This window comes from Noviherbaspirillum autotrophicum, assembly GCF_000818395.1.
GTDB lineage: Bacteria > Pseudomonadota > Gammaproteobacteria > Burkholderiales > Burkholderiaceae_D > Noviherbaspirillum > Noviherbaspirillum autotrophicum.
The window spans coordinates 1-19,975 of record NZ_JWJG01000010.1 but is presented as its reverse complement, the minus strand read 5'-3'; the positions used below and the strand labels follow the sequence as shown (position 1 = coordinate 19,975).

The 19,975-nt window shown below is 57.2% G+C and carries 25 protein-coding genes; 22 read left to right on the top strand and 3 right to left on the bottom strand.

Annotated features, from left to right (window positions below; translation table 11 throughout):
- Window positions 1-33 precede the first annotated feature (33 nt).
- From TSA66_RS00960 to TSA66_RS00865, 21 genes are all read left to right on the top strand, one after another.
- Entirely contained in the window at window positions 34-1,287 is a 1,254-nt protein-coding gene (locus TSA66_RS00960) for a phage portal protein (RefSeq protein ID WP_157691544.1), read from the top strand.
- Window positions 1,256-1,951 carry a head maturation protease, ClpP-related gene (locus TSA66_RS00955; RefSeq protein WP_040038632.1) on the top strand — a complete coding sequence of 232 codons (696 nt, stop codon included), beginning with the start codon at window positions 1,256-1,258 and terminating at the stop codon, window positions 1,949-1,951. The genes TSA66_RS00960 and TSA66_RS00955 overlap by 32 nt, the downstream gene beginning before the upstream one ends.
- A gap of 71 nt (window positions 1,952-2,022) precedes the next feature.
- Complete coding sequence (locus TSA66_RS00950; RefSeq protein WP_040038631.1) at window positions 2,023-3,240, top strand: phage major capsid protein; 1,218 nt, start codon at window positions 2,023-2,025, stop codon at window positions 3,238-3,240.
- A gap of 81 nt (window positions 3,241-3,321) precedes the next feature.
- Window positions 3,322-3,597: a hypothetical protein gene (locus tag TSA66_RS00945; RefSeq protein WP_040038630.1), complete on the top strand. Its 276-nt coding sequence runs from the start codon at window positions 3,322-3,324 to the stop codon at window positions 3,595-3,597.
- 3 nt (window positions 3,598-3,600) lie between these two features.
- Entirely contained in the window at window positions 3,601-4,170 is a 570-nt protein-coding gene (locus tag TSA66_RS00940; RefSeq protein ID WP_040038629.1) for a head-tail connector protein, read from the top strand.
- 14 nt (window positions 4,171-4,184) lie between these two features.
- Window positions 4,185-4,499 (top strand): phage head closure protein, encoded by a 315-nt coding sequence (locus TSA66_RS00935; RefSeq protein WP_040038628.1) that lies wholly within the window; start codon window positions 4,185-4,187, stop codon window positions 4,497-4,499.
- Window positions 4,492-4,971 (top strand): HK97-gp10 family putative phage morphogenesis protein, encoded by a 480-nt coding sequence (locus TSA66_RS00930; RefSeq protein WP_052451982.1) that lies wholly within the window; start codon window positions 4,492-4,494, stop codon window positions 4,969-4,971. The genes TSA66_RS00935 and TSA66_RS00930 overlap by 8 nt, the downstream gene beginning before the upstream one ends.
- Window positions 4,968-5,324 (top strand): DUF3168 domain-containing protein, encoded by a 357-nt coding sequence (locus tag TSA66_RS00925; RefSeq protein WP_040038627.1) that lies wholly within the window; start codon window positions 4,968-4,970, stop codon window positions 5,322-5,324. The genes TSA66_RS00930 and TSA66_RS00925 overlap by 4 nt, the downstream gene beginning before the upstream one ends.
- Before the next feature lie 189 nt (window positions 5,325-5,513).
- Window positions 5,514-6,098 carry a phage tail protein gene (locus TSA66_RS00920; RefSeq protein WP_232429368.1) on the top strand — a complete coding sequence of 195 codons (585 nt, stop codon included), beginning with the start codon at window positions 5,514-5,516 and terminating at the stop codon, window positions 6,096-6,098.
- Window positions 6,099-6,166: 68 nt separating this feature from the next.
- A complete protein-coding gene (locus TSA66_RS00915; RefSeq protein ID WP_040038625.1) occupies window positions 6,167-6,556 on the top strand; it encodes a phage tail assembly chaperone in 390 nt (129 codons plus the stop codon).
- A 17-nt stretch (window positions 6,557-6,573) separates the two neighbouring features.
- Window positions 6,574-6,864, top strand: coding sequence for a DUF1799 domain-containing protein (locus tag TSA66_RS26500; RefSeq protein ID WP_040039659.1), 291 nt, complete (start codon window positions 6,574-6,576; stop codon window positions 6,862-6,864).
- A gap of 44 nt (window positions 6,865-6,908) precedes the next feature.
- Window positions 6,909-9,896, top strand: coding sequence for a phage tail length tape measure family protein (locus TSA66_RS00910; RefSeq protein ID WP_040038624.1), 2,988 nt, complete (start codon window positions 6,909-6,911; stop codon window positions 9,894-9,896).
- Window positions 9,896-10,387 (top strand): hypothetical protein, encoded by a 492-nt coding sequence (locus tag TSA66_RS00905; protein ID WP_040038623.1) that lies wholly within the window; start codon window positions 9,896-9,898, stop codon window positions 10,385-10,387. Before TSA66_RS00910 ends, TSA66_RS00905 begins: the two co-directional genes overlap by 1 nt.
- Entirely contained in the window at window positions 10,387-10,893 is a 507-nt protein-coding gene (locus TSA66_RS00900; RefSeq protein WP_040038622.1) for a DUF1833 family protein, read from the top strand. Before TSA66_RS00905 ends, TSA66_RS00900 begins: the two co-directional genes overlap by 1 nt.
- Window positions 10,893-11,258: a hypothetical protein gene (locus TSA66_RS00895; RefSeq protein WP_040038621.1), complete on the top strand. Its 366-nt coding sequence runs from the start codon at window positions 10,893-10,895 to the stop codon at window positions 11,256-11,258. Before TSA66_RS00900 ends, TSA66_RS00895 begins: the two co-directional genes overlap by 1 nt.
- Window positions 11,255-14,032 carry a host specificity factor TipJ family phage tail protein gene (locus TSA66_RS00890; protein ID WP_157691543.1) on the top strand — a complete coding sequence of 926 codons (2,778 nt, stop codon included), beginning with the start codon at window positions 11,255-11,257 and terminating at the stop codon, window positions 14,030-14,032. Before TSA66_RS00895 ends, TSA66_RS00890 begins: the two co-directional genes overlap by 4 nt.
- A 54-nt stretch (window positions 14,033-14,086) precedes the next feature.
- Window positions 14,087-16,015, top strand: coding sequence for an SGNH/GDSL hydrolase family protein (locus TSA66_RS00885; protein WP_040038619.1), 1,929 nt, complete (start codon window positions 14,087-14,089; stop codon window positions 16,013-16,015).
- Between the two features lie 71 nt (window positions 16,016-16,086).
- Window positions 16,087-16,449 (top strand): restriction endonuclease, encoded by a 363-nt coding sequence (locus TSA66_RS00880; RefSeq protein WP_157691542.1) that lies wholly within the window; start codon window positions 16,087-16,089, stop codon window positions 16,447-16,449.
- On the top strand, window positions 16,446-16,727 hold the full coding sequence (locus TSA66_RS00875) for a hypothetical protein (protein ID WP_052451979.1): 282 nt from the start codon (window positions 16,446-16,448) through the stop codon (window positions 16,725-16,727). Before TSA66_RS00880 ends, TSA66_RS00875 begins: the two co-directional genes overlap by 4 nt.
- Complete coding sequence (locus TSA66_RS00870) at window positions 16,714-17,229, top strand: glycoside hydrolase family 19 protein (RefSeq protein WP_040038618.1); 516 nt, start codon at window positions 16,714-16,716, stop codon at window positions 17,227-17,229. Before TSA66_RS00875 ends, TSA66_RS00870 begins: the two co-directional genes overlap by 14 nt.
- A gap of 85 nt (window positions 17,230-17,314) precedes the next feature.
- Window positions 17,315-17,770, top strand: coding sequence for a DUF2514 family protein (locus TSA66_RS00865; protein WP_040038617.1), 456 nt, complete (start codon window positions 17,315-17,317; stop codon window positions 17,768-17,770).
- A gap of 23 nt (window positions 17,771-17,793) precedes the next feature.
- Here TSA66_RS00865 and TSA66_RS00860 read toward each other — a convergent pair whose 3' ends face one another.
- On the bottom strand, window positions 17,794-18,366 hold the full coding sequence (locus TSA66_RS00860; protein ID WP_198358656.1) for a hypothetical protein: 573 nt from the start codon (window positions 18,364-18,366) through the stop codon (window positions 17,794-17,796).
- A 164-nt stretch (window positions 18,367-18,530) separates the two neighbouring features.
- On the opposite strand from TSA66_RS00860, the gene TSA66_RS00855 reads away from it, so the two are divergent.
- Entirely contained in the window at window positions 18,531-19,274 is a 744-nt protein-coding gene (locus tag TSA66_RS00855) for a GDSL-type esterase/lipase family protein (RefSeq protein WP_040038615.1), read from the top strand.
- On the opposite strand, the gene TSA66_RS00850 is transcribed toward TSA66_RS00855, so the two are convergent.
- The gene (locus tag TSA66_RS00850; RefSeq protein WP_040038614.1) at window positions 19,271-19,558 is read right to left on the bottom strand and encodes a hypothetical protein; all 288 of its coding nucleotides are present in this window, start codon (window positions 19,556-19,558) and stop codon (window positions 19,271-19,273) included. The two genes, TSA66_RS00855 and TSA66_RS00850, sit on opposite strands and share 4 nt — an antisense overlap.
- Window positions 19,559-19,605: 47 nt before the next feature.
- A complete protein-coding gene (locus TSA66_RS00845; RefSeq protein ID WP_157691541.1) occupies window positions 19,606-19,782 on the bottom strand; it encodes a hypothetical protein in 177 nt (58 codons plus the stop codon).
- Between the last annotated feature and the right edge of the window lie 193 nt (window positions 19,783-19,975).

The following is a 19,975-nucleotide window of genomic DNA, read 5'->3' as shown; positions in this document are numbered from 1 at the left end:
GGAGAAGTTGCGTCCATACAAAACGCGACGCTTGTGAGATCGAGTGATCCGCAGGTCATCGAACTGCTCGGTGGTGCGCCATCGGCATCCGGTTTCCCGGTGACCGCAGATACTGCCATGCGGGTATCTGCGGTGTATGCCTGTGTCCGGTTACTCGCCGGCGCGATCGCCGCGATTCCGGTTTCCGTGTACAAAGAGTCGAATACAGGTCGCGAGGAAATTGAGCCGGCATTGTGGTGGCTTCTGAACGAGCAGCCGATCGAGAACTGGACCGCGGCTTCAATGTGGGAGTGGGTGATCAAGTCGATCTGCCTGCGTGGTGACGGCTTCGTCGAGATCGTACGTAGCATGGCCAGCATCAAGGCAATGCGTCCGCTGCATCCCGACTACGTCGAGGTGCGCAAGATCGGCGATGCCCTGGTGTACATCGTCACTGATTACCAGACCGGGGAAGTTCGCGCGGTGCACCAGGATGACATGCTGCACTTTGCAGGATTCGGCTTCAATGGCATGCGCAGCATGTCGGTCATTCAATGGGCGGCATTTCAGTCCATTGGCGTTGCATTGGCCGCAGACGCTTATTCCGGAAAGTTCTTCGCCAACGGCGCGGCGCCGAAGCACATTATCACTTCGCCCAATAAGATGGACGAAGGGCAGATCGATCAGCTCAAGAAAGAGTACGAGAAAAAGTATTCCGGGGTCGATAACGCGGCAAAGCCGATGGTATTGACGCAAGGGCTGACAATCAAAGAAATGAGCATGACGGCTGGCGATGCCCAGCTGCTGGAGTCGCGCAAATTTCAGGTCATCGATATCGCGCGTGCGTTTGGCGTTCCGCCGCACATGATCGGTGCTCAGGAAACGACAAGTTCATGGGGTTCGGGCGTCGAGCAGATGACAATTGGCTTCGTAAAGTTCTCGCTTCAGCCGTACATCACCCGACTCCGGCAGGAGCTCAACCGGAAACTGTTCCGGCGTGCCTCGCCTTTTGTCGAGCACAAGATGGAGGCGCTGCTCGCCGGAGACTCGAAAGCAGAGGGCGAGTATATGCGGCAAGCCCTCGGAGGATCGCAGGGGCCGGGGTGGATGACGGTGAACGAACTTCGAAAGGCGAAGAATCTGCCGCCGATTACTGGCGGCGACGTGCTTTACGACCCGACCAAGCAGCAAAGCCAGCAACCACGACCGCCGGAACAGCCGCCGCACCCAGACCAACCGCCGCAACCGCAGCAACCTCCGAGAAGGACAGAACACGATGAAAAAGCTCGTTCAACTGATTCGCAATAACGCCAGCCGCGATCCGGTGAAAATTCGCGCCGAGGGCGATGCCGCCACGATCTACCTCTATGACGTGATCGATCCCTACTGGGGCATCGGCGCTGCCGAGTTCAACAAGACGCTCGCCGAGCTGAGCGGCCAGGCGGTAACGCTGCGGATCAATTCTCCTGGCGGCGACGTGTTCGACGGTCGGGCGATGGCGACGGCGATCGCGCAGCATGGCAACGTCACCGCCTATATCGACGGGCTCGCCGCCAGCGCTGCTACCTATGTGGCGATCGCGGCAAAGAGCGTCATCATGGCTGAGGGTTCCTTCTTCATGATCCATGAGGCATGGACGATGGCTTACGGTAACAAGCATGACTTGACCGAAACAGCCGCGCTTCTGGACAAAATCGACGGCTCGATCATCAACGACTACGCCAAGAAAACCGGCAAGTCCGTCGAGGAGATCGCGGCCTGGATGAAGGCGGAAACATGGTTCACGGCGCAAGAAGCGCTCGACAACGGCTTCGTTGATTCAATCGGTGACGCGCCCGCCGCCAACAACAGATGGGATCTTTCGGCATACAGCAACGCGCCGAAGATCGAACAGAAGCAGGACAACTCTCCGAACTGGGAGGTGGTCCGACAGCGCAACCTCAACCGGCTGCGCCTGCACGAAATCGGCTAACGCGCTCGCGCAACTCCGATTACTGCCGCCTTGAGCGGCTTTTTTTTCGACCTTTGGAAAGGACATTTCCCATGAAATCAATTCAAGCATTGCGCGAGCAACGTCAGCAACTCGCGCGCGAAGCCCGTAACCAACTGGAGCAGAAAGGCGATCGCGTCTGGTCGAAAGAAGACCAGGCAGCATTCGATGCCCGCGCCGATCAAATCGAAGCACTGGAACAAGAGATCGCTGCGGTCGAGAAGGTGCTTGCCCTCGAAACCGAGGCTCATAACCGTGACGTCGATCAGTTCCGCCGCGCGCCGGAAAACAAAGGCGAGGCGGTTACGCGCTCGGCATTTGCCAAGCTGCTGCGCGAAGGCGTCAATGCGCTGTCACGCGAAGAGCACCTTCTGATTCGTAACACGATGTCCACCGGCACCGGTTCGCAGGGTGGCTACGCGGTGCAGACCAATGTGGCACAAGAGCTGATCGACTACCTGAAGGCATACGGTGGTATGCGCTCCGTCGCTTCGTCCATCACGACCGCAGCCGGCAATGCGATGGGTTATCCGACTTCGGACGGCACTTCCGAAACTGGCGAATGGGTTGCAGAAAACACTCAGGCAACCTCCGCTGATCCTACCTTCGGTACCGTCAGTCTGAATGCGTTCAAGGCATCGTCGAAGATCATCACGATCCCGATTGAATTGCTTGCAGACTCCAGCATCGACATCGTTGCAATGGTGAACAAGCGCATTCGTGACCGTATCGGCCGCACAATGAATGCCGGCTTTACGACGGGTACCGGTACCGGTCAGCCGACTGGCTTCGTGACTGCTGCAAGCGTCGGCAAGACTGCTGCGACTGGCAATACTACGACCCTCGGCTTCGATGACCTGGTGGATCTGCAAGAGTCGATCGACGCGGCCTATCAAGCGATGGGCAACTGCGCGTTCATGATGCATCAGCAAACCCGCAAGGTGGTCCGCAAGATCAAGGACACTACCGGCCGTCCTGTTTGGGCGGATGCCTACGAAATCGGCATGAAGACGGGAACGCCGGCTCAGTTGCTCGGTTCCGATGTCGTCATCAACAACGACATGGCTCAACCTGGCGCCAATGCCAAGACCATCGGCTACGGCTGCTTCGACCGCTACATGATCCGCGACGTCTTGGATCTGACGCTGTTCCGCTTCGAAGACTCCGCCTACGCATCCAAGGGGCAAGTCGGCTTCCTGGCATGGGCACGTGCCGGCGGCAATCTGCTGGACGTGAACGCCGTCAAGACCTTCCAGCACTCCGCGACCTAAACGCACGCCGCAGCATAGTGCAGACGTCTGCACGGGCCGTCCGGCTCGTGCGTCCTTCTTTATTCACCTTTTGAGGAAAACATGGCAAAAGCAAACAAAGTTCCGGCACGCGTCATTGTCGACACAACCGTGGATGGTGTGGCGTACAAGCCGAACCAGGCCGTTACATTCTCCGCCGGAAAGGCCAAGGCTTTGGAAAAAGCCGGCCAGATCGATACCGATTCCGACGCCGTTAAGTACGTGATCAGTCAAGGCGCCGAGCTGATCGAGCATCTGGATCCGGAAGAACTGGAAGCCGCAGCAAAGGCGGCTTCCACGGCGGAAGGCGGTGCCGGCGCCACCAATCAGGCGGAGTAAGCGATGTCGGCGAAGCTCATTAGCCCGCCGGCTAAGCTGGCCGTATCGCTCACCGATGCGAAAGCGAATCTGCGCATTCCCGCGAGCGATACGGCGCTGGATGCCGTTATTCAGGCATGGCTGATGGGCATCATCGAATACGCCGAGCATCTGATGGGGCGCGCGCTGGTGTCGCAGACATGGCGCGTCTCCTTGGATGCTTTCCCTGATGCGATCAAATTGCCTCGTCCGCCGGTCGCATCGGTAACTTCAGTCAAGTATTACGACGCTGATAACGTGCTGCAGACACTGTCTCCGGCGCTGTATGAGCTGGATAACATGACTGAGCCATGCCGGCTGTTGGCGATACCGGGAACATCCTGGCCGTCGACATATGCGCGCAGGAATGCAGTAGTCGCCGATATTGTCTGTGGCTATGGCGACGACGAGACGAATACGCCGCCGGCGATCAAGCTGTACATCCTCGCGAAACTGGTCGAGCAGTTCGATCCTTCGGGTATTCCGGAAAAGGATAGCGTCCAGGCGTCGTTCATCGACCATTTGCTCGATCGGTATCGAATCTGGGGGCTGTAATGGCAGCGTTTTCGATGCAACTCAACACCCTGGTGAAGCTGCAGGCACTGGGAACTGAGCGGGACGAGATCGGGCAGCCGCTTCCCACGGGATGGGCCGATGTGGCCGATCTGTGGGCGGACATCCGCTACCAGACCGGAATGGAGACGGTGAAGGCCGGTGCAGAAGCGTCTATTACGCGCGTCAGCATCAGGATCCGGCACCGCGACGACATCAATGCCGGCATGCGCGTGATCCATGGCGGCATTATCTATAACATCAAGGCCGTGCTGCCCGACGTCGCGAGAAAGCAGCACGTCGACTTGGTTTGCGAGGCGGTCAATGCCTGATTCGTTCACTGTCAAATTCGACTTCGATGATCTGAAATCATCGCTCGATCACCTGACGGACGTCATCAAGGAGAATGCGCGGCCGGCAGCCCAGGCCGGTGCACAGGTGCTGTATGAGGAGGTGTTGCGCCTGGTCCCGGTCGCAAAATCGGCGCGGATGTACAAGGGCAAGCTATACGAGCCCGGCGCGCTGAAGGCCGCGATCTACCAGGCGTTCAGCGTGGATAACAGCGGTGACGGCGTCGCAACGTATCACGTCAGCTGGAATGCCGCGAAGGCGCCTCACGGTCACTTGATCGAGAACGGCCACTGGACGAAGAAGCAGGGCAAATACGGCCCCTTGCAGCCAGTCTTCGTGCCAGCACATCCGTTCATCCGGCCTGCATACGACACGAAGATCGACGATGCGATCGAGGCATCAAACGCTGTAATGAGTGAAGCAATCGACAAGACACTGGAGAAACTGAATTGACTGTCGAAGCCGACATTTTCAACCTGCTCAAGGGGCTGGTCAGCAATCACGTCTATCCCGACACGGCACCCGCCGGTACGCCGCGGCCTTACATCACCTTTCAGCAGGTCGGCGGCATTCCGCTGTCCTTTATGGAGGGCGCCGTTCCGAGCAAGAAGAACGGCCGGTTCCAGGTGAATGTCTGGGCGGATGGGCGTACCGCGGCTTCGGCTCTCGCACTGCAGGCGGAATCCGCATTCATCACGGCGACCACGATCCAGGCAGTGCCGCTCGGAGGCCCCATCGCGCTGCACGAAGATGAACTGAAACTGTACGGGACTCAACAGGATTTCAGCGTGTGGAGTGACCGCTAAACCATAACGAATTCGGCCATACGGCCAAAACCAGCAAGCCGCTTCGGGGTAGCCCGTGGCGGCTTTTTTCTTGCCCGGAAGGGCTATTTTTTTAGTGCCCTACAGGGGCAAGAAAGGTAAAAAATGGGCGTACGTCTGCCTAATGGTGCAACCATTTACATCGCGTCCGGATATGGAACTTCCAAGGCCATGTCTGTTGTTTCCAATGCGAATCCGGCCGTTGGCACGCTCGAAGCGTCGCATGGTGTTGGTGTCGGCGACTTCATTGAGGTCACCTCCGGCTGGTCGAAACTGAACAACAAGATCGTTCGCGCGTCTGCCGTGGCAACGAATGACGTGAGCCTGGAAGGCATCAATTCGACGTCGACTTCCCTCTATCCGGCCGGAACCGGTATCGGCTCGGTGCGCGAAATCACGGGCTGGACGCAGCTGCAGCAGATCCTGAAGACTAGTTCCAGTGGCGGCGAGCAGCAGTTCCTGAACTACCAGTTCCTGGAAGACGATGCTGAAAAGCGCATCCCGACGAACAAGAGCGCATCCGGTCTTTCGATCTCGATCGCGGATGACCCGACGCTGGCTGGCTACGTCCTGGCCTCCCAGGCGAACGACGACCGCCTGCCGCGCGCCGTGAAAATCGTCCTGCCGAACCAGGCGATCATCCTCTACAACGCCTACATCAGCCTGAACAAGACGCCGTCCATGACCGTGAACGAGATCATGGCTTGCGAAATCACGTTGTCCCTGCTGGCGGAGCCGGTTCGCTACGCGTCGTAACTGACCATGTGGCACAGCCCGAGTTGATCGTCGGGCTGCTTTTTTTTCACCCACAATCCAGAAAAATCATGGCAAAACTTACACTCGGCAAGCGCCCCGGCGCGTTCAAGAAAACCGTCCATATCCCTCTGTGCGACGGCGGAACGGACGAAATCGAATTCGTCTTCAAGTACCGCACAAGGACGGAATACGGGAAGTTGATGGACGAGCTGGCAGCCAAACCGTCGCAGGAAGATGGCGCCGCCACCCCAAAAGAGAAGTGGTCCTTGGAAAAGTTTATCGGTAAGAGCGTCGAGGAAGACGCGGATTTCATTCTGATGCTTGCCGAAGGATGGGATCTGTCCGATGAATTCAGCCGCGAGTCGCTCATTTCCCTGGTGGACATGCATGCGGGCGCTACCGACGCGATTCACAAGGCGTATGCCACCGGCCTTCGCGAGTACCGCGAAAAAAACTAAAGAAGGCCGCTGCCGCTTTGTATGAGGAGGATCCGTCTGCTGAAGAAGCTTCAGCGTTGGGTCTAACCGTCGAAGAGGCAAGCGGCCCGCCGGCTGAAATATTGCCGGAAAACCAAACGACTGTTGACGTTTTTATTGCAATGTCGACGCAGTGGCGCACCGGAATGGGCGGCCCTATTGGCCTTGACTACAACGCGTTGCATCTGGTGATGCGCATGTCATCCATACGGCGGGATGAGTGGCCCTTTGTTTTCGATGGCGTGCGTGCGATGGAGGCCGCTGCGCTCGAAAAAATGCGTGAAAAGTAGCTCATCCCTGCCCGCCGGCGCGGGCACAAAATATCGAGGTAGCAATGTCCGACCTGAAAAAGCAGATTGAACTCTCGGTTGATGCCTCCGGCGTTGAAACCGGAGTCAATCGAGCGAAACGTTCTCTTGCCGATCTCGGCGCAACCGGCGCCACGGCAGGCAAGAATGCCGCAGGAGGGCTGGATAAGATCGGTGCCGGCGGCGACCAGGCCGCGCAGAAGGTAGACGCGGCCACTCGCAACATGATCGGCTCGATCCAGCGGCAGATCGCGACCATGCAAGCCGGGTCTAAGAGCAGCTCGGATTATTACAAGGCGCTCGCCGGACAGCGCGGGATTGATGTCAATGCCTTGCAGCCGTACCTCGACCAGCTCGATGCGACTGTTGCCAAGCAGGCGAAGGCCGGAATCTCCGCCGCACAAATGTCGGCTGCGCTGCGCAGCGTGCCCGCCCAGTTCACCGATATTGCCACGTCACTGGCGTCCGGTCAGGCCCCGTTAACCGTGTTCCTGCAGCAGGGCGGCCAGCTCAAGGATATGTTCGGCGGCATCGGTCCGGCAGCGCGCGCGCTTGGCGGATATGTGGCTAGCCTGATCAATCCGTTCACCATTGCCGGCGGCGCCGCATTGGCTCTGGCAGTGGCCTACAAGAAGGGAAGCGAAGAGGCTGACGTCTATGCGGAGGCCTTGATCCTGTCCGGGAACGCCGCCGGCACGACCGTCAGCGACTTGGGCGAGATGGCCAAGCGCATCGATGGTATCGTCGGGACGCAAGCTGCGGCCGCCGAGGCGCTCGCGAAGTTCGCTGCCAATGGGAACATCTCGGCAGACAGCCTGGAGCGCTTCACGACCGTCGCCCTGAAGATGGAGCGCGATGCCGGACAGGCGGTCGACGAGACGATCAAGCAGTTCGCGGAGCTCGGCAAATCTCCGGTTGAGGCGGCGACAAAGCTGAATGAAGCGACGCACTTTCTGACAATCGGGCTCTACCAGCAGATCAAGGCGCTGGAGGATCAGGGGAAGACGTCTGATGCCGCGGCGCTCGCGCAAAAAGCCTACGCAGATGCGATGGAATCGCGCATGTCGCAGCTGGAGGGACGGCTCGGCACCGTGGAGCGCGCATGGCGCGGCATCACCGGCGCCGCGAAGGAAGCATGGGATGCTATGCTGGACGTCGGGCGTGAGAAAACCAACGCCGAGCAGCTGTCGAGCATTTCAGCCCAAATCGAGGCATCGCGGGCGCGTATTGCACGCTTGAACGAGTCGGGCGGCGGGCTGCTGGTCAATGCATTGCTTTCATACGAGAAGGACCGTTTGGCTGGGTTGTTGCAGGAGCAGTCGATCACCCAGGAGAACATCCGGCTGCAGGCGAAATCGGCTGCGTTTCAGAAGGAGACAGCTGACAAGGTTCAGGCTCGCATCCAGTTCGAGAAGGACGGTGAGAAGTTCCTATCCGAGCGTGTGAAGATGGAGCGCGAGATCGCGAAGGCGCGCGAGGACGGCGCCGCAGCGGGAGCAACGCAGGCAGAAATAGAGAGGCGCGTTGCCGATATCCGCGCGAGCCACAAGGGGCTGGTGAGCAACGGCCTTCAGGTCGACAAGGCGAAGCTCGGCCTAGATATCGACGCCATCAAGAACGCGAATGAGCAGCTGATCGGCAGCTACCAAAATGCCGGGACAATCCTCGAAGCCATGCACGCGGCCAGATTGATCAGCGACCGCCAATATTACGAGTCCAAGCGCGGTTTTATTGAGCTGGAAGCACGGGCGCAGGAGGATGCACTTCGGAAGGAGCTAGATCGTTATCGCCAGGAGCGGCTCACCGGCAAGGACAAGCTCGAAAACGACAAGAAAATCGCAGAGGCGGAAGCTAAACTGGCGACACTGCGCGCTTCGACGTCGGCAAAGCTGGAAGTCAACAGCATCCAGGAGACTGCGGCAAACAAGAAGATTGCGCAGTCCTACGAGGATGCTCGACAGGCCGCCCAAGCCTATCTGGACACGGTCGCCCGCCAAAATGCGGCAGAGATCGCCGGAGTCGGTAGGGGGGAAGAGATCAGGGCGAATCAGGCCGGTCGCAATAAGATCGAGGACAAGTTCACCAGTCGCCGGCAGGAGCTTGAGCGCGACAAGCGCAACGGCATGATCGACCAGGAGCAGTTCGATACCTACCTCCAGATCGCCCAGGACACCTACAGCAAGGAGCTGCAGGCGTACGAGCAGCGGACCAAGGCGATCAAGGAGAAGCAGGGCGACTGGCTGAATGGGGCGAACGAAGCGCTAGCGAACTACCGGAGCAATGCCGAAAACGTCGCGGGACAGTCCTCCGCGGCGTTCACCAGCGCCTTTAATGGCATGACGGATGGATTCGCGTCGAGCGTATCGCGAGCGCTTGTCTACGGCCAGAGTCTTGAGGATGGCTTGAAAAATGTCGCACTGAATGTCGCAGACACGTTCATCGCATCGTTTATCAAGATCCAGATTCAGAAACTCCTTATCGACAAGACGGCTGCGGCAGGCTACGCGGCGACGATCGCGGCGCAGGCGCAGGCGATGTCGGCAATGGCTGGCCTCAATGCGTTCGCGTCGACTGCAGCGATCCCGATTGTCGGTCCGGAGTTGGCGCCGGCCGCGGCCGCGGCGGCGATGGCTATTGCGGAGGGATTTGCGTCGGCTGCGACAGCCGCAGCAACACTCAGTGTAGCGTCCGCACGCAATGGTTTCGACATTCCTGCCGGCGTCAACCCGCTGACACAGCTGCATGAGCGCGAAATGGTGCTTCCGGCGAAGCAAGCGGACGTCATTCGCGATATGGCGCGCAACGGCGGTCAGAGCGGTGGATCAAGCCCGATCACGATCGTCAACCAGACCAGCGCGAAGATCGGCCGGGTGACGGAGCGCCGGCTGGATAACGGTGAAAGGGCTCTGATCCTGGAAGAAGCGGTCGATCTCGTTGCGGCGCAGCTGGCCGATCCAAATAGCAAGACCTCGCGCGCCATGAACCGCAATTTCAGCATTCAAAGGTCAAGATAATGCCGAATCCTGTCATGCCGGCCGGCATCAAGCCGGTCGTCTCCAACTACTCTATCGACGATCCGGGCGGAGTAGTCCGTACCGACGTCGCAGGCGGTATGCCGCGATACGGGCTGGACTGGGACCGCGGCGCACAGCGCTTCAGCGTGACGCTGATCTTGGATGCGTTGCAGTTTTCGGTGTGGACGGCGTTCTATCACCACACCATTCGCAAGGGCGCCGTCACGTTCGATATGCCGCTGGACAGCGGTTTTGGCGTGTCGCCGCATGCAGTCAATATCGTGCCTGGCTCCTACTCGGCGGCGCGCACCTCGGGAATCATGATGGTGGTGCAGTTCGTCGTGGAGACGGAGAACCAGGTCTATGACATGACCACGGCGGATGCTTCCAGCTTGGTCGATCTGTACAACCAATACGGCGCCTATTCGAACATGCTGCTGGACAGGCTGGGGCAGTTCGCCAACGCCGAAACCAATGTTCTGGACTTCTGATGAGCCTTGACCTCGAAAGCCGCCTGAAAGTCTTCCTGGCTTCGGCGCCACAGACGGTCTGGCCGATCCAGACGTTGGAGATCAGCCACTCGGCAATGAGCCGGACATTCCACCTTTGGCGCGAGCCGTACCCGGGAACTACCTACGTGGACGGCGTGGCTATGGCAATGGATCCCTGCAACATCGAGATCAAGCTGGCTGGATCGGAAGGAAACCTGGATCAGAAATTCGACATCCGGATCGGTCTGGTTGACATCGAGGACGTATTCCGCGACGAACTCGACCGCATTCCGGTAGCCACGACGGAAAAGATCAAGATCGTCTACCGCGAATACCTCAGCGATGACCTGACGACGCCCCAGGCGACGGCGACGCTGCAGGCCGAGTCGATCTCCTACGCCATCGGCGCCGCCAGCATCAGCGCGGTGGCGCCGCGGCTGAACATGACAAGAACCGGCGAGGTGTATTCGCCGAAAGACATCCCTATGCTTCGAGGATTCCTGTAATGGACATTAATGCCTATCTGGCCAAGCAATATTCTCCCCAGCCTTGCTGGGAGCTGGTCGCCGACGTGTACGTGACCGAGCTGGATGCGATCGCCGTGGACTATAAGACCGTGAACCGGTCGATCCGTGAGATGGCGAGCGCGTTTCGAATCGCGATCCACAAGTCAGCCCATGGTTTCTCGAAGATCGACGAGCCGGTGGATTATTGCATCGTGCTGCTCGGGAAGAGCGACAAGATCGGCATTCACCATTGCGGCGTGTATTACCAGGGCAAGGTGCTGCACGCGATGCCTGACGCGACCATGTATGAGGAGCTGTCGGCAATCCGCGACCGGTTCGAAGTGGTGGAATTCTGGGCAAAATGATGAAGATCAAGCTGTTTGACCACCCATTTTCTCCAACGCCGCAGGTGTACGAGGTAGAAAGCCTCGCGCATTGGTTGCTTGAGCGCTATGGTGAGAAGCCGTCGGTGCGTGTGCAGATATTCAAGGGCGAGCCATGCGCGGAAAAGGAGATTAGCCATGACGCGAACGCAATTTTGGCTGGCGACAGTGACGAGTATGTAGTTCTGCAGAGCCCTGGCGGCGGCGAGACGCTCTTGTATGCCGTTCTGGTCGGAGTAGTGGTCGCTGCTGTTGTTCTGATGCCGAAGCCTGTCATGCCAGGCAACGTCAACCGCACCCAGCAAAGCCCGAACAACGCATTGTCGAACCGGGAGAACAAGGTCCGGCTGCTGGAGCGTGTGGAGGATATCTACGGCACGGTAAAGGCAATTCCCAGCTTGATGATGCCGACCTATATCAAGTACATCGGCCACCGGAAATACGAATACGGATATTACTGCGTCGGGCGTGGCTACCACGACATTACGGAACTGCGGGACGGAGACACCCTGATAGCGGATATCGATGGCGCGAGCGCTGCTGTCTACGACCCGTTTACGTCGCCGAACAGTGGAGATTCTCCGGCTCTGCTGGTCGGCGCGGCGATCATTGACAACGTTCTGACGGCGTCGCGCGCGATCGAGGTGGACGGGATAACCCTCAAGGCCTTGAACCAGGTGCAACTGCCGGTGAGCGCGTCCTATACGTACACGCCGAATGCGGATGGTGACATCATCACCCAGGTGGCCAAGCAGCCGAATTTCAATGCGGTTGCGGCGGTCGGAGACACGCTCACCGTGTCGATGTCGAACTACGTTGCGACCATGCGCCCGAGTGGCGATTCCGGGTCCGTGAGCACGAGTGGAACATCTTCGTATGTCGGCACTGGCGGCTTTGAGTTTACGGACATCAGGGTAGGCGACTCGGTTACAGTCGCCGGATTCACGCAATCTGCGAACAACGGAACCTTCACCGTCACAGCGAAACCGAATGCCTACACGATCACCGTCTCCAGTAGTTCTCTGGTAGCAGAATCTTCTGGGTCGGCTACGTTTTCGGTCACGCGGAACTATTCCGGGACATACACGATTGCGGCTGTCAACGATGGTTCGGTAACGCTGACGACGGCCACATGGAAGTCTGTCATACCGGCATCGAATGGCTTTGGCGTTCCGATCACTAGCTCGATAGCAGTGAATGGTAAAACTGAGTACACGGACTGGGTAACGCTGCCAGACGCCGATCGCACCGAGGTTTGGTGCAATGTAGTTGCCCCGAGTGGTATGTTCAAGGACAACGGCGGCAAGTCAGTCGCAGCCGTCGACTTCGCCATCGAAATCGAAAAATTGAATGGAAGCCTGGCACCACTTGGGATTGTCGAGACCGTCACTGGTACGTTGTCCGGTGCCGTGAGCGACGAGCGAGCCGACACCATCGAGCATGCAACGGCATGGACTGGGCCGGTACGCGTACGGATGCGTCGCACATCGAACTATGACTATGGCTTCAACGGCACGGTCATGGACGAGATCAAGTGGGCTGACCTGTACAGCGTATCACCGGTGACAAAAACCGAGTTCGGCAATAAGACCACGATCCATACCATCACACAAGCGACCTCCCGCGCGACGGCGGTCAAAACTCGCCAGCTGAATTGCATCGCCTCTCGCCGGCTGCCGACTTACAACGGATCAGCATTTTCCGGTGCATTCGATGCAGAAGGCCGGCACGTCTCCGGCACCATCTCGGCGACGAGCAAGCTGGTCGACATCGTCGCTGCGGTGGCTTCGGATCCGAAGATCGGCCGGCGCAACTTAGCGACCGAGGTGGACATGGCGCAGATCTGGGGCATCCAGCAGCAGCTCGACGCCTGGAATCCGGAGTGCGGCCAGTTCAATTACACCTTCGATACAGACAACATGTCGTTCGAGGAAACGGTCATCGCAATCGCCAACGCCGGGTTTTGTATCGCCTATCGCCAGAACGGAAAGATCAGGCTTGCGCTCGACCGTGCGCAGGCGAATAGTACAGCGCTGTTCACGCACCGCAACAAGAAGCCGAATTCCGAGTCGATCACGCGCAAGTTCGCCAGCGACTCGGAATATGATGGCGTTGAATTCGTCTATGTCGACCCGGACACGCACCAGTCGGAAACGATCAAGCTCCCGCTCGATGGCAGCTTCACGAAGCTGAAGAAGTTCGAGATTCCAGGGATTCGGTCGTTCGCGCAGGCTTGGCTCCGTGCCAATCGGGAATGCCAGAAGCTGATCGGCCAGCGCATCACCATTGAGACTACAACCACGCTCGATGCGCGTGCCCTCCTGCCGAACAGCCGGGTTGATATCGTCGATAACACGCGATTCAAGTCGTATGACGGTGAAGTGATCGCGCAGAATGGGCTGGAGCTGACGCTCAGTCAGGATGTGGCATTCACATCGAGTCTGCCGCACAGCATCGTGCTGATGCGGCGTGACGGATCGCTCCAGAGTATCGCGGTCACCGCCGGCAGTACGCCGAATAAGGTGGTTTTGCAAAACATGCCAAGTGAGGCAATCGTAACGACTTACGGGCAGGGCGGCATTCGCACGATCTATTCTTTCGCGGCAGATAGTGCGCGTGGAGCGCAAGAATATCTGGTGCAAGAGCTGGACATGTCGGATGGTCAGTATGTCACGATTCGGGCCATTAATTATTCTGATGACTACTACCAATACGACAACGCCCCCATTCCTGATAAAGATACAGTTATCAACTAGCAACGAAAAGCGCCATATCCGGCGCTTTTTTTATATCCGCACGAAAGGTAAAACATGCCAGCACTAACCATCCCCGATCTTATCAATGCGAAGCAGGACGTTGACCATATTGCGGAACTGGCGACTTCAAACGGGCAGACTGCTACCGACCGCTTGGGAAATACCAAGTTGACGATGGCAGAAGCACTTCGCCGGATAAAGTCGTACACGGACCGCGGTGCCTGGACGCCTTCGACCTCATATGCCACGTATGACTCGGTAACTGTTTCAGGCGACAGGTATTTGACGATTACCGCTCATGTATCTGGATCGACATTCAGTGGCGATCTTGCAAGCAAGTGGGTATTGATTGGCGGCGCTGTTAGAACGGCACTGGGTTCGCTTACCCTGGTGAAAGACGCTGGGGCGGCCGGTGACGGTGCGGCAGATGATACAGCTGAGCTGTTGAGCGCTAAAGCATCGGGAGAATCACCCTACGTGCCGAGTGGTACGTACTCCGTGACGGATATTGCCGGCCTCCATGGCCTTTGGGGCGACGGCAAGATTCTTTTCGATGGAAATACCTTGCCGCTGCCGAAGGCGCCGCGGGAGTCAGACAATTTCAAAACGGACCGGTTTTTCTCCTATGCGAAGGTTACCGATCGCTTTCAGCCAATTCTGGTGATCGGCGACAGTATTTCGGAGGGCTCAAACGCTGCTGTCTGGACGAAGGATAACTATGCATCGATTATTCGAAAAGCGATCCAGCGTAAATATCAGAATGCGAATTTTGGCTTTGCCAACTTCAATTTGGCGGCGCAGGATGGCTCTCCCTCGGCTACTAAATATCCTCATGTAGTTACACATTCGGGCTTTGCGCTAACTGCATACGGAGGATTTACAGACTCCTATTACGGCGGGACGGTTCTTAAGAGTGCAACTGCTGGAGATTGGGTTGAGGTTTCATACACCGGGAAAGATGTTGTAGTTGTGTATGGCCAGGATGCGGCGGGTGCTATCCTCAACGTCACTCTCGATGGTGTGCTAATTGGCACTATTGATACAAAAGCGGCGTCGGCGACTTCAATTGCCGGATCGGGCGTCAATGGCTCCTTTTCAACGGTAATTGCTGTTCCAGCCTGGGGAAGTCATACAATACGATTGACGAATACCGAAAATAAAAATGTTGCCTTGTGCGGCATGGTCTATTTGGAAGAAAGTGCGGTTAAGTCACCAGTTTTATTTAATCTCGGGCGCTCGTCGTTAACGCTGTCCGATATGGACAACAATTTGCTGGACATGTACGCACGTTCCACTGGCATGTCTATCCTCGCGCTTGGGGTAAATGACAACCTTCTCGCAAAGCCTATTGTCACATTCAAGGCGAAACTGAAGCGGTATTTGAGCGGGGTAAAGGCCATTAATGGCGAGTGCGTCATCTGCGACTTTATCTTCAACGAACCGTCTTCCAATGCGTATAAGTCGGCGCTGCGTGACTACGCGTATATCTATGGCTTTCCGTATCTCGACTTTGGTCGCATGTGGTTCAGTGATCAGACGGCGAATAAATTTGCCAAGCTCCTGGATACCGATAATGTGCACCCGACCGATGCCGGACATGAGTTCATCGCGAATGAGATCATGCGTTGCATCGGGCTGAATTATGACAAGGCTACTGCAACTGGACACATGCCGACCGTGTCACTGGTTCCTACCGGATCATGGGTCGGGCTTAGCACACCTTATGCCGGCCCGAAGGCGCGCAAGGATTCAACGGGCAGGGTGCATCTGTCAGGGGCAATTCAGAGCGGAAGTTCCGCGGCTTACACATTGATTGCAACGATTCCGGCCGGGTTCCGGCCGCAGAATCACCTGATATTCGCGGTCTCCGCTAATCATGCATTTGGCGAAATTGAGATTCACGCTGACGGCCAAATTACTGCAGGGGGCACTACGATTGCCGGTCTGTTAAGCCTCGATGGTATTTCGTACTTGGCTGCATAGCCTCGGTTGCGCATTAAATAGCTAGCCCGCTTCGGCGGGCTTTTTTATTTCAAGAAAAAGAAAGGCGTCTCATGGCAGAACCAGTAAGCCCGACAGCTGGATTGGCAATTGCGGCCGGCACGATCACGCTGTCCGGCACCTTCCTCGGCGTGCATTACGACGCGCTCCTCGCGGGCTTCTTCGGCGGCCTGGTGTCGTTGTCCTACCTGCCGTCCATGCCGAAGTCGAAGATCGCTAGCACCGTCGCCAGCTCGTCGATCCTGGCGGGTTACTTCGCGCCGGTGATTGCCATCACCGTTCAGCACTATTTCAGCTTCCTCGAGGGCGTCGGCGATTTCATGCGGCTGGCATCGGCCGCGGGCCTCGGCGTCAGCGCGCAAGTCGTCATTCCGGTCGCACTGAACTGGATCCGGACAAAGGGAGGCGCTCAATGATGCTCGCCATCAATATGTTGGCTGCCGCGATCATTTTCGGCTGCGGCTTATTCGGCGCAATCAACAGCATGTCCAGATGTACGCGACACGGTATCCGCCTCGCCTGGGTGTTCCTCGTGACGGCGGCGCTGGCCGTCCTAGTCAGTCCGCTGTACGGGCAGACGAGCCCATCACCGATGGAAGTCCTGCGCAATGTTGGCGTCGCGCTGTTCGTCCTCGCGAACCGACGGCGGAATTGTCCCTTCTGCGAGAAAAGGAGCGCGTATGACGCCGGATGAACTGCTGAAGATCATGCCCCTGGCCAAGCCGCGCATCGCGGCTTTTTTTTCGCCCCTGTGCGCCGCCATGGAGGAATTCGAGATCAACACACCGGCGCGGCAGGCGGCATTCCTCGCCCAGGTCGGCCACGAGTCCGAGCAGCTGCTCTACGTGCGCGAAATCGCCTCCGGCAAGGCGTACGAGGGGCGCGCGGATCTAGGCAACACCGAGCCGGGCGACGGCGTGAAGTACAAGGGGCGCGGCCTGATCCAGATTACCGGGAAGGCGAATTACATCGCCTGCATGATGGCGCTCAACATCGATTGCGTGCATCGCCCCGAGCTGCTCGAGGAGCCGGTCAATGCATGCCGGTCGGCGGGCTGGTTCTGGAAAACGCACGGCTTGAATGAGCTGGCCGACGCCGGTGACCAGGTGCGGATCACGAAGCGCATCAATGGCGGGATCAATGGGCTGGCCAACCGGCTGGCGTTGTTTCAAATTGCAAAGGAGGTGTTGGCATGATCACGATCATCGATTTGTTTTGCCTGTCGGTTGTATGCCTGTTCTTCGGCGTGCCGTATTGGGTTATCAGCTGCGGAGGCGAGCGATGAATTCCCTCGCGCTCCGCATTCTTGCTCAGCTGGTCGGAGCCGGGTTCGCTTTTGGCGTCGGTTGGTATGTCAATGGCTGGCGGCTTGGACAGCAGATAGCCAAGATCGAGCGCGACCAGGTCGAAGCAGCCGCAACGGCCAGCGAAACCGCGCGCCTGAAGGAGCGGGCCTGGAATAAACAACTGGAGGATGCCAGAAATGAAGCAACGAAACGTGAAGCAACTATTCGCGCTGACGCTGCTGCCGCTCACAATGCTGCTGACGGCCTGCGGGGCGACATTGCAGACCTCCGCCGGCAACTGCCCGAGCTTGCCGCCGATGCCTGCCGTCAGCGAGCCGATACCCTCGCAGACGTACTCAGCCAGTGCACAGCAAGATATTCAGGCATGGCGGAAACGGCTGATCGACTCGTCAATGACCGACAAACCCTGATAGACGCTTGGCCGAAATGAACGCCGGCACCATCATGCAGCTGTCACCGTCGCTTATACATGCTGCAATATCGAGCCGCGTCAGGACAATTGATGATCATCGGTGACGGGTTGGCTTTCAAAGGCTTCCATAGTCCACGAACTTCCTGCTGATTCTTGTAAGTCGGATCCTTGATGATTGCTGGTGGAATCCCTGGATCAACGTCATGCGAAATCCGGCGGCCAATGTACTGACAGTTAAAGATACCCTCAAATGCAGCTTGGTGCCTGATGGTCCGCGATATAGCCCTGAAGAATTTTTCGGGATGTTCGATGACAATGCATGCGTCGTACTTGAATTCGTCCATCGCTTCCTTGTTGAAAACCTTCGTGGCGCAAAATAGGTAGTAGTTAACGCTTTCGTGTGGTTCCGTGAGTGTTCCATTACCTCTAACTGTTAGTTTTGTGCCGGGGGCAATCTTAAGAAATCCCCTGCTGAATTCAGGCTGGGTTTCCGACGTCCATACGTGGGCGCCATTCAATTCCATAAATCTGGTCTTATAGCCTTCTGTGTTGTCGCCAATAACCTCACCATGTATTTCAGTGTTTCGATATTCGTAAAGCGTGCCGATTCGCATGTTCCCCCTAGTCAGCAGAAGGTGGGTATGCTCTTTCCGAAGATATTTATATAAAACGGTCATAAAACTCTCTGGGCGAGTGAGCTCCTAGTGCGACTATTTCCATAATACAATTCCGCTATACTGCACGCCTCATCCTTAAAGAATGTGGGGGTAATAGAGAAATGAGAACTGCTGCCAAGGTCGTATTGGCGTGCCTAGCGTTGATTTTAGCCTTCCTTTACGGCGTTGCTATGATGCAATACCAGCTATTTCCGTTCCAAGTGTACGGGTGGGTTAAGCAAATTGGCAGAGGCGAGACGCCGGGTTCTGATTCCCGACTTATCGATTACCCGCGCTGGAAGGATAAAACGTCGAGCTTCCGAGCATTTCACGTACCAGCTGACGTCGTAATGATCGGAGACTCCATCACGGATGAGGCCCGCTGGGATGAGATGTTCCCCGGAGTGAGGATCGCGAATCGGGGGATCAGCAGCGATACGACTTATGGGCTACTGCAGAGGTTGGACGGGATATTGCTTACAAAGGCGAAGACGGCTTTCATCATGGTCGGCGTCAACGATGTCCTCGTCGGGCGCAGCGCGGATGCGGCATTCGCAGACTACAAAAAATTTGTGCATCTCCTGATCGATAATGGAGTGGTGCCGGTCATTCAGTCCACTATCTACACCAGTCCGAAGCAAGCTGGTAGCAAGAAGTACAACGCCAAGATCAGAGAATTGAATCAACGACTTGCGGCGTTCGCGGCTGAGTCGAAGATCGCCTACGTCGATCTAAACGCTCAGTTGTCCGACGCGGATGGGTTGAAGCAAAGCGTGACAAACGACGGCATACACCTCAACGGCGAGGGATATAGCCTATGGCGCAAAGCGATTGATGAAAAAATGAGAGGGAGCGAAGTGCGTTAGTCATCATCGCCGGGCTCGACTTTCTGTCCGAATAGTTCGTTGTTCAGTCGCTCTCTCGCCTGCACAGCCGGCTCGCCCCTGATTTCGTTGAGCAGCGCTTTGGCGATGATGCCGAGCGCACCGACGCCTGGTGTAACACTGTGCGCGAGCTGATGCGCCCGCGACACGATCGAATGATAACGCCGGATTTCCCATAGCAACCGGACAACGTCTTTGTTTCCCTTGTTGCGGACTCCGATTGCGTGGAGTTCTTCCTTAGTAAGCGGAGGCGGGAGGTCTGGCATTTCTTCTGCTCAATATGCTGTATTTGTATACAGTATATGTATCGAAGCTATGCGATGCCAAGCCTCGCTTTGATGTTGTCGATCAGCGGGCCGGCGTCGTGGTGCGTTTCCAGCTCGGCAAGCATGGCCTCGATGATCTCAGCCATTTCCAGCACGGAAAGCGGATTAACGATCGACACGTAAGCCGCACGCCATGCCGGGGCGTTGTCCTCCGATTCTTCCATGGCATCCAAACATGCTTGCTTAATGACGGGTAGGGTATTCATCTGGTTATTTTATCCAGACGAGTGCCAGTCCAAAAAGTCTCTAATATTTCGTTACGCATTGCCTGCAAGGAGTTAGTTTTAGCGTGGTTTTTGGCGTAACTTTTAAAAAGTGATCCTATGTTCTCATAGGGGAAATACCCTGCTGCATCAT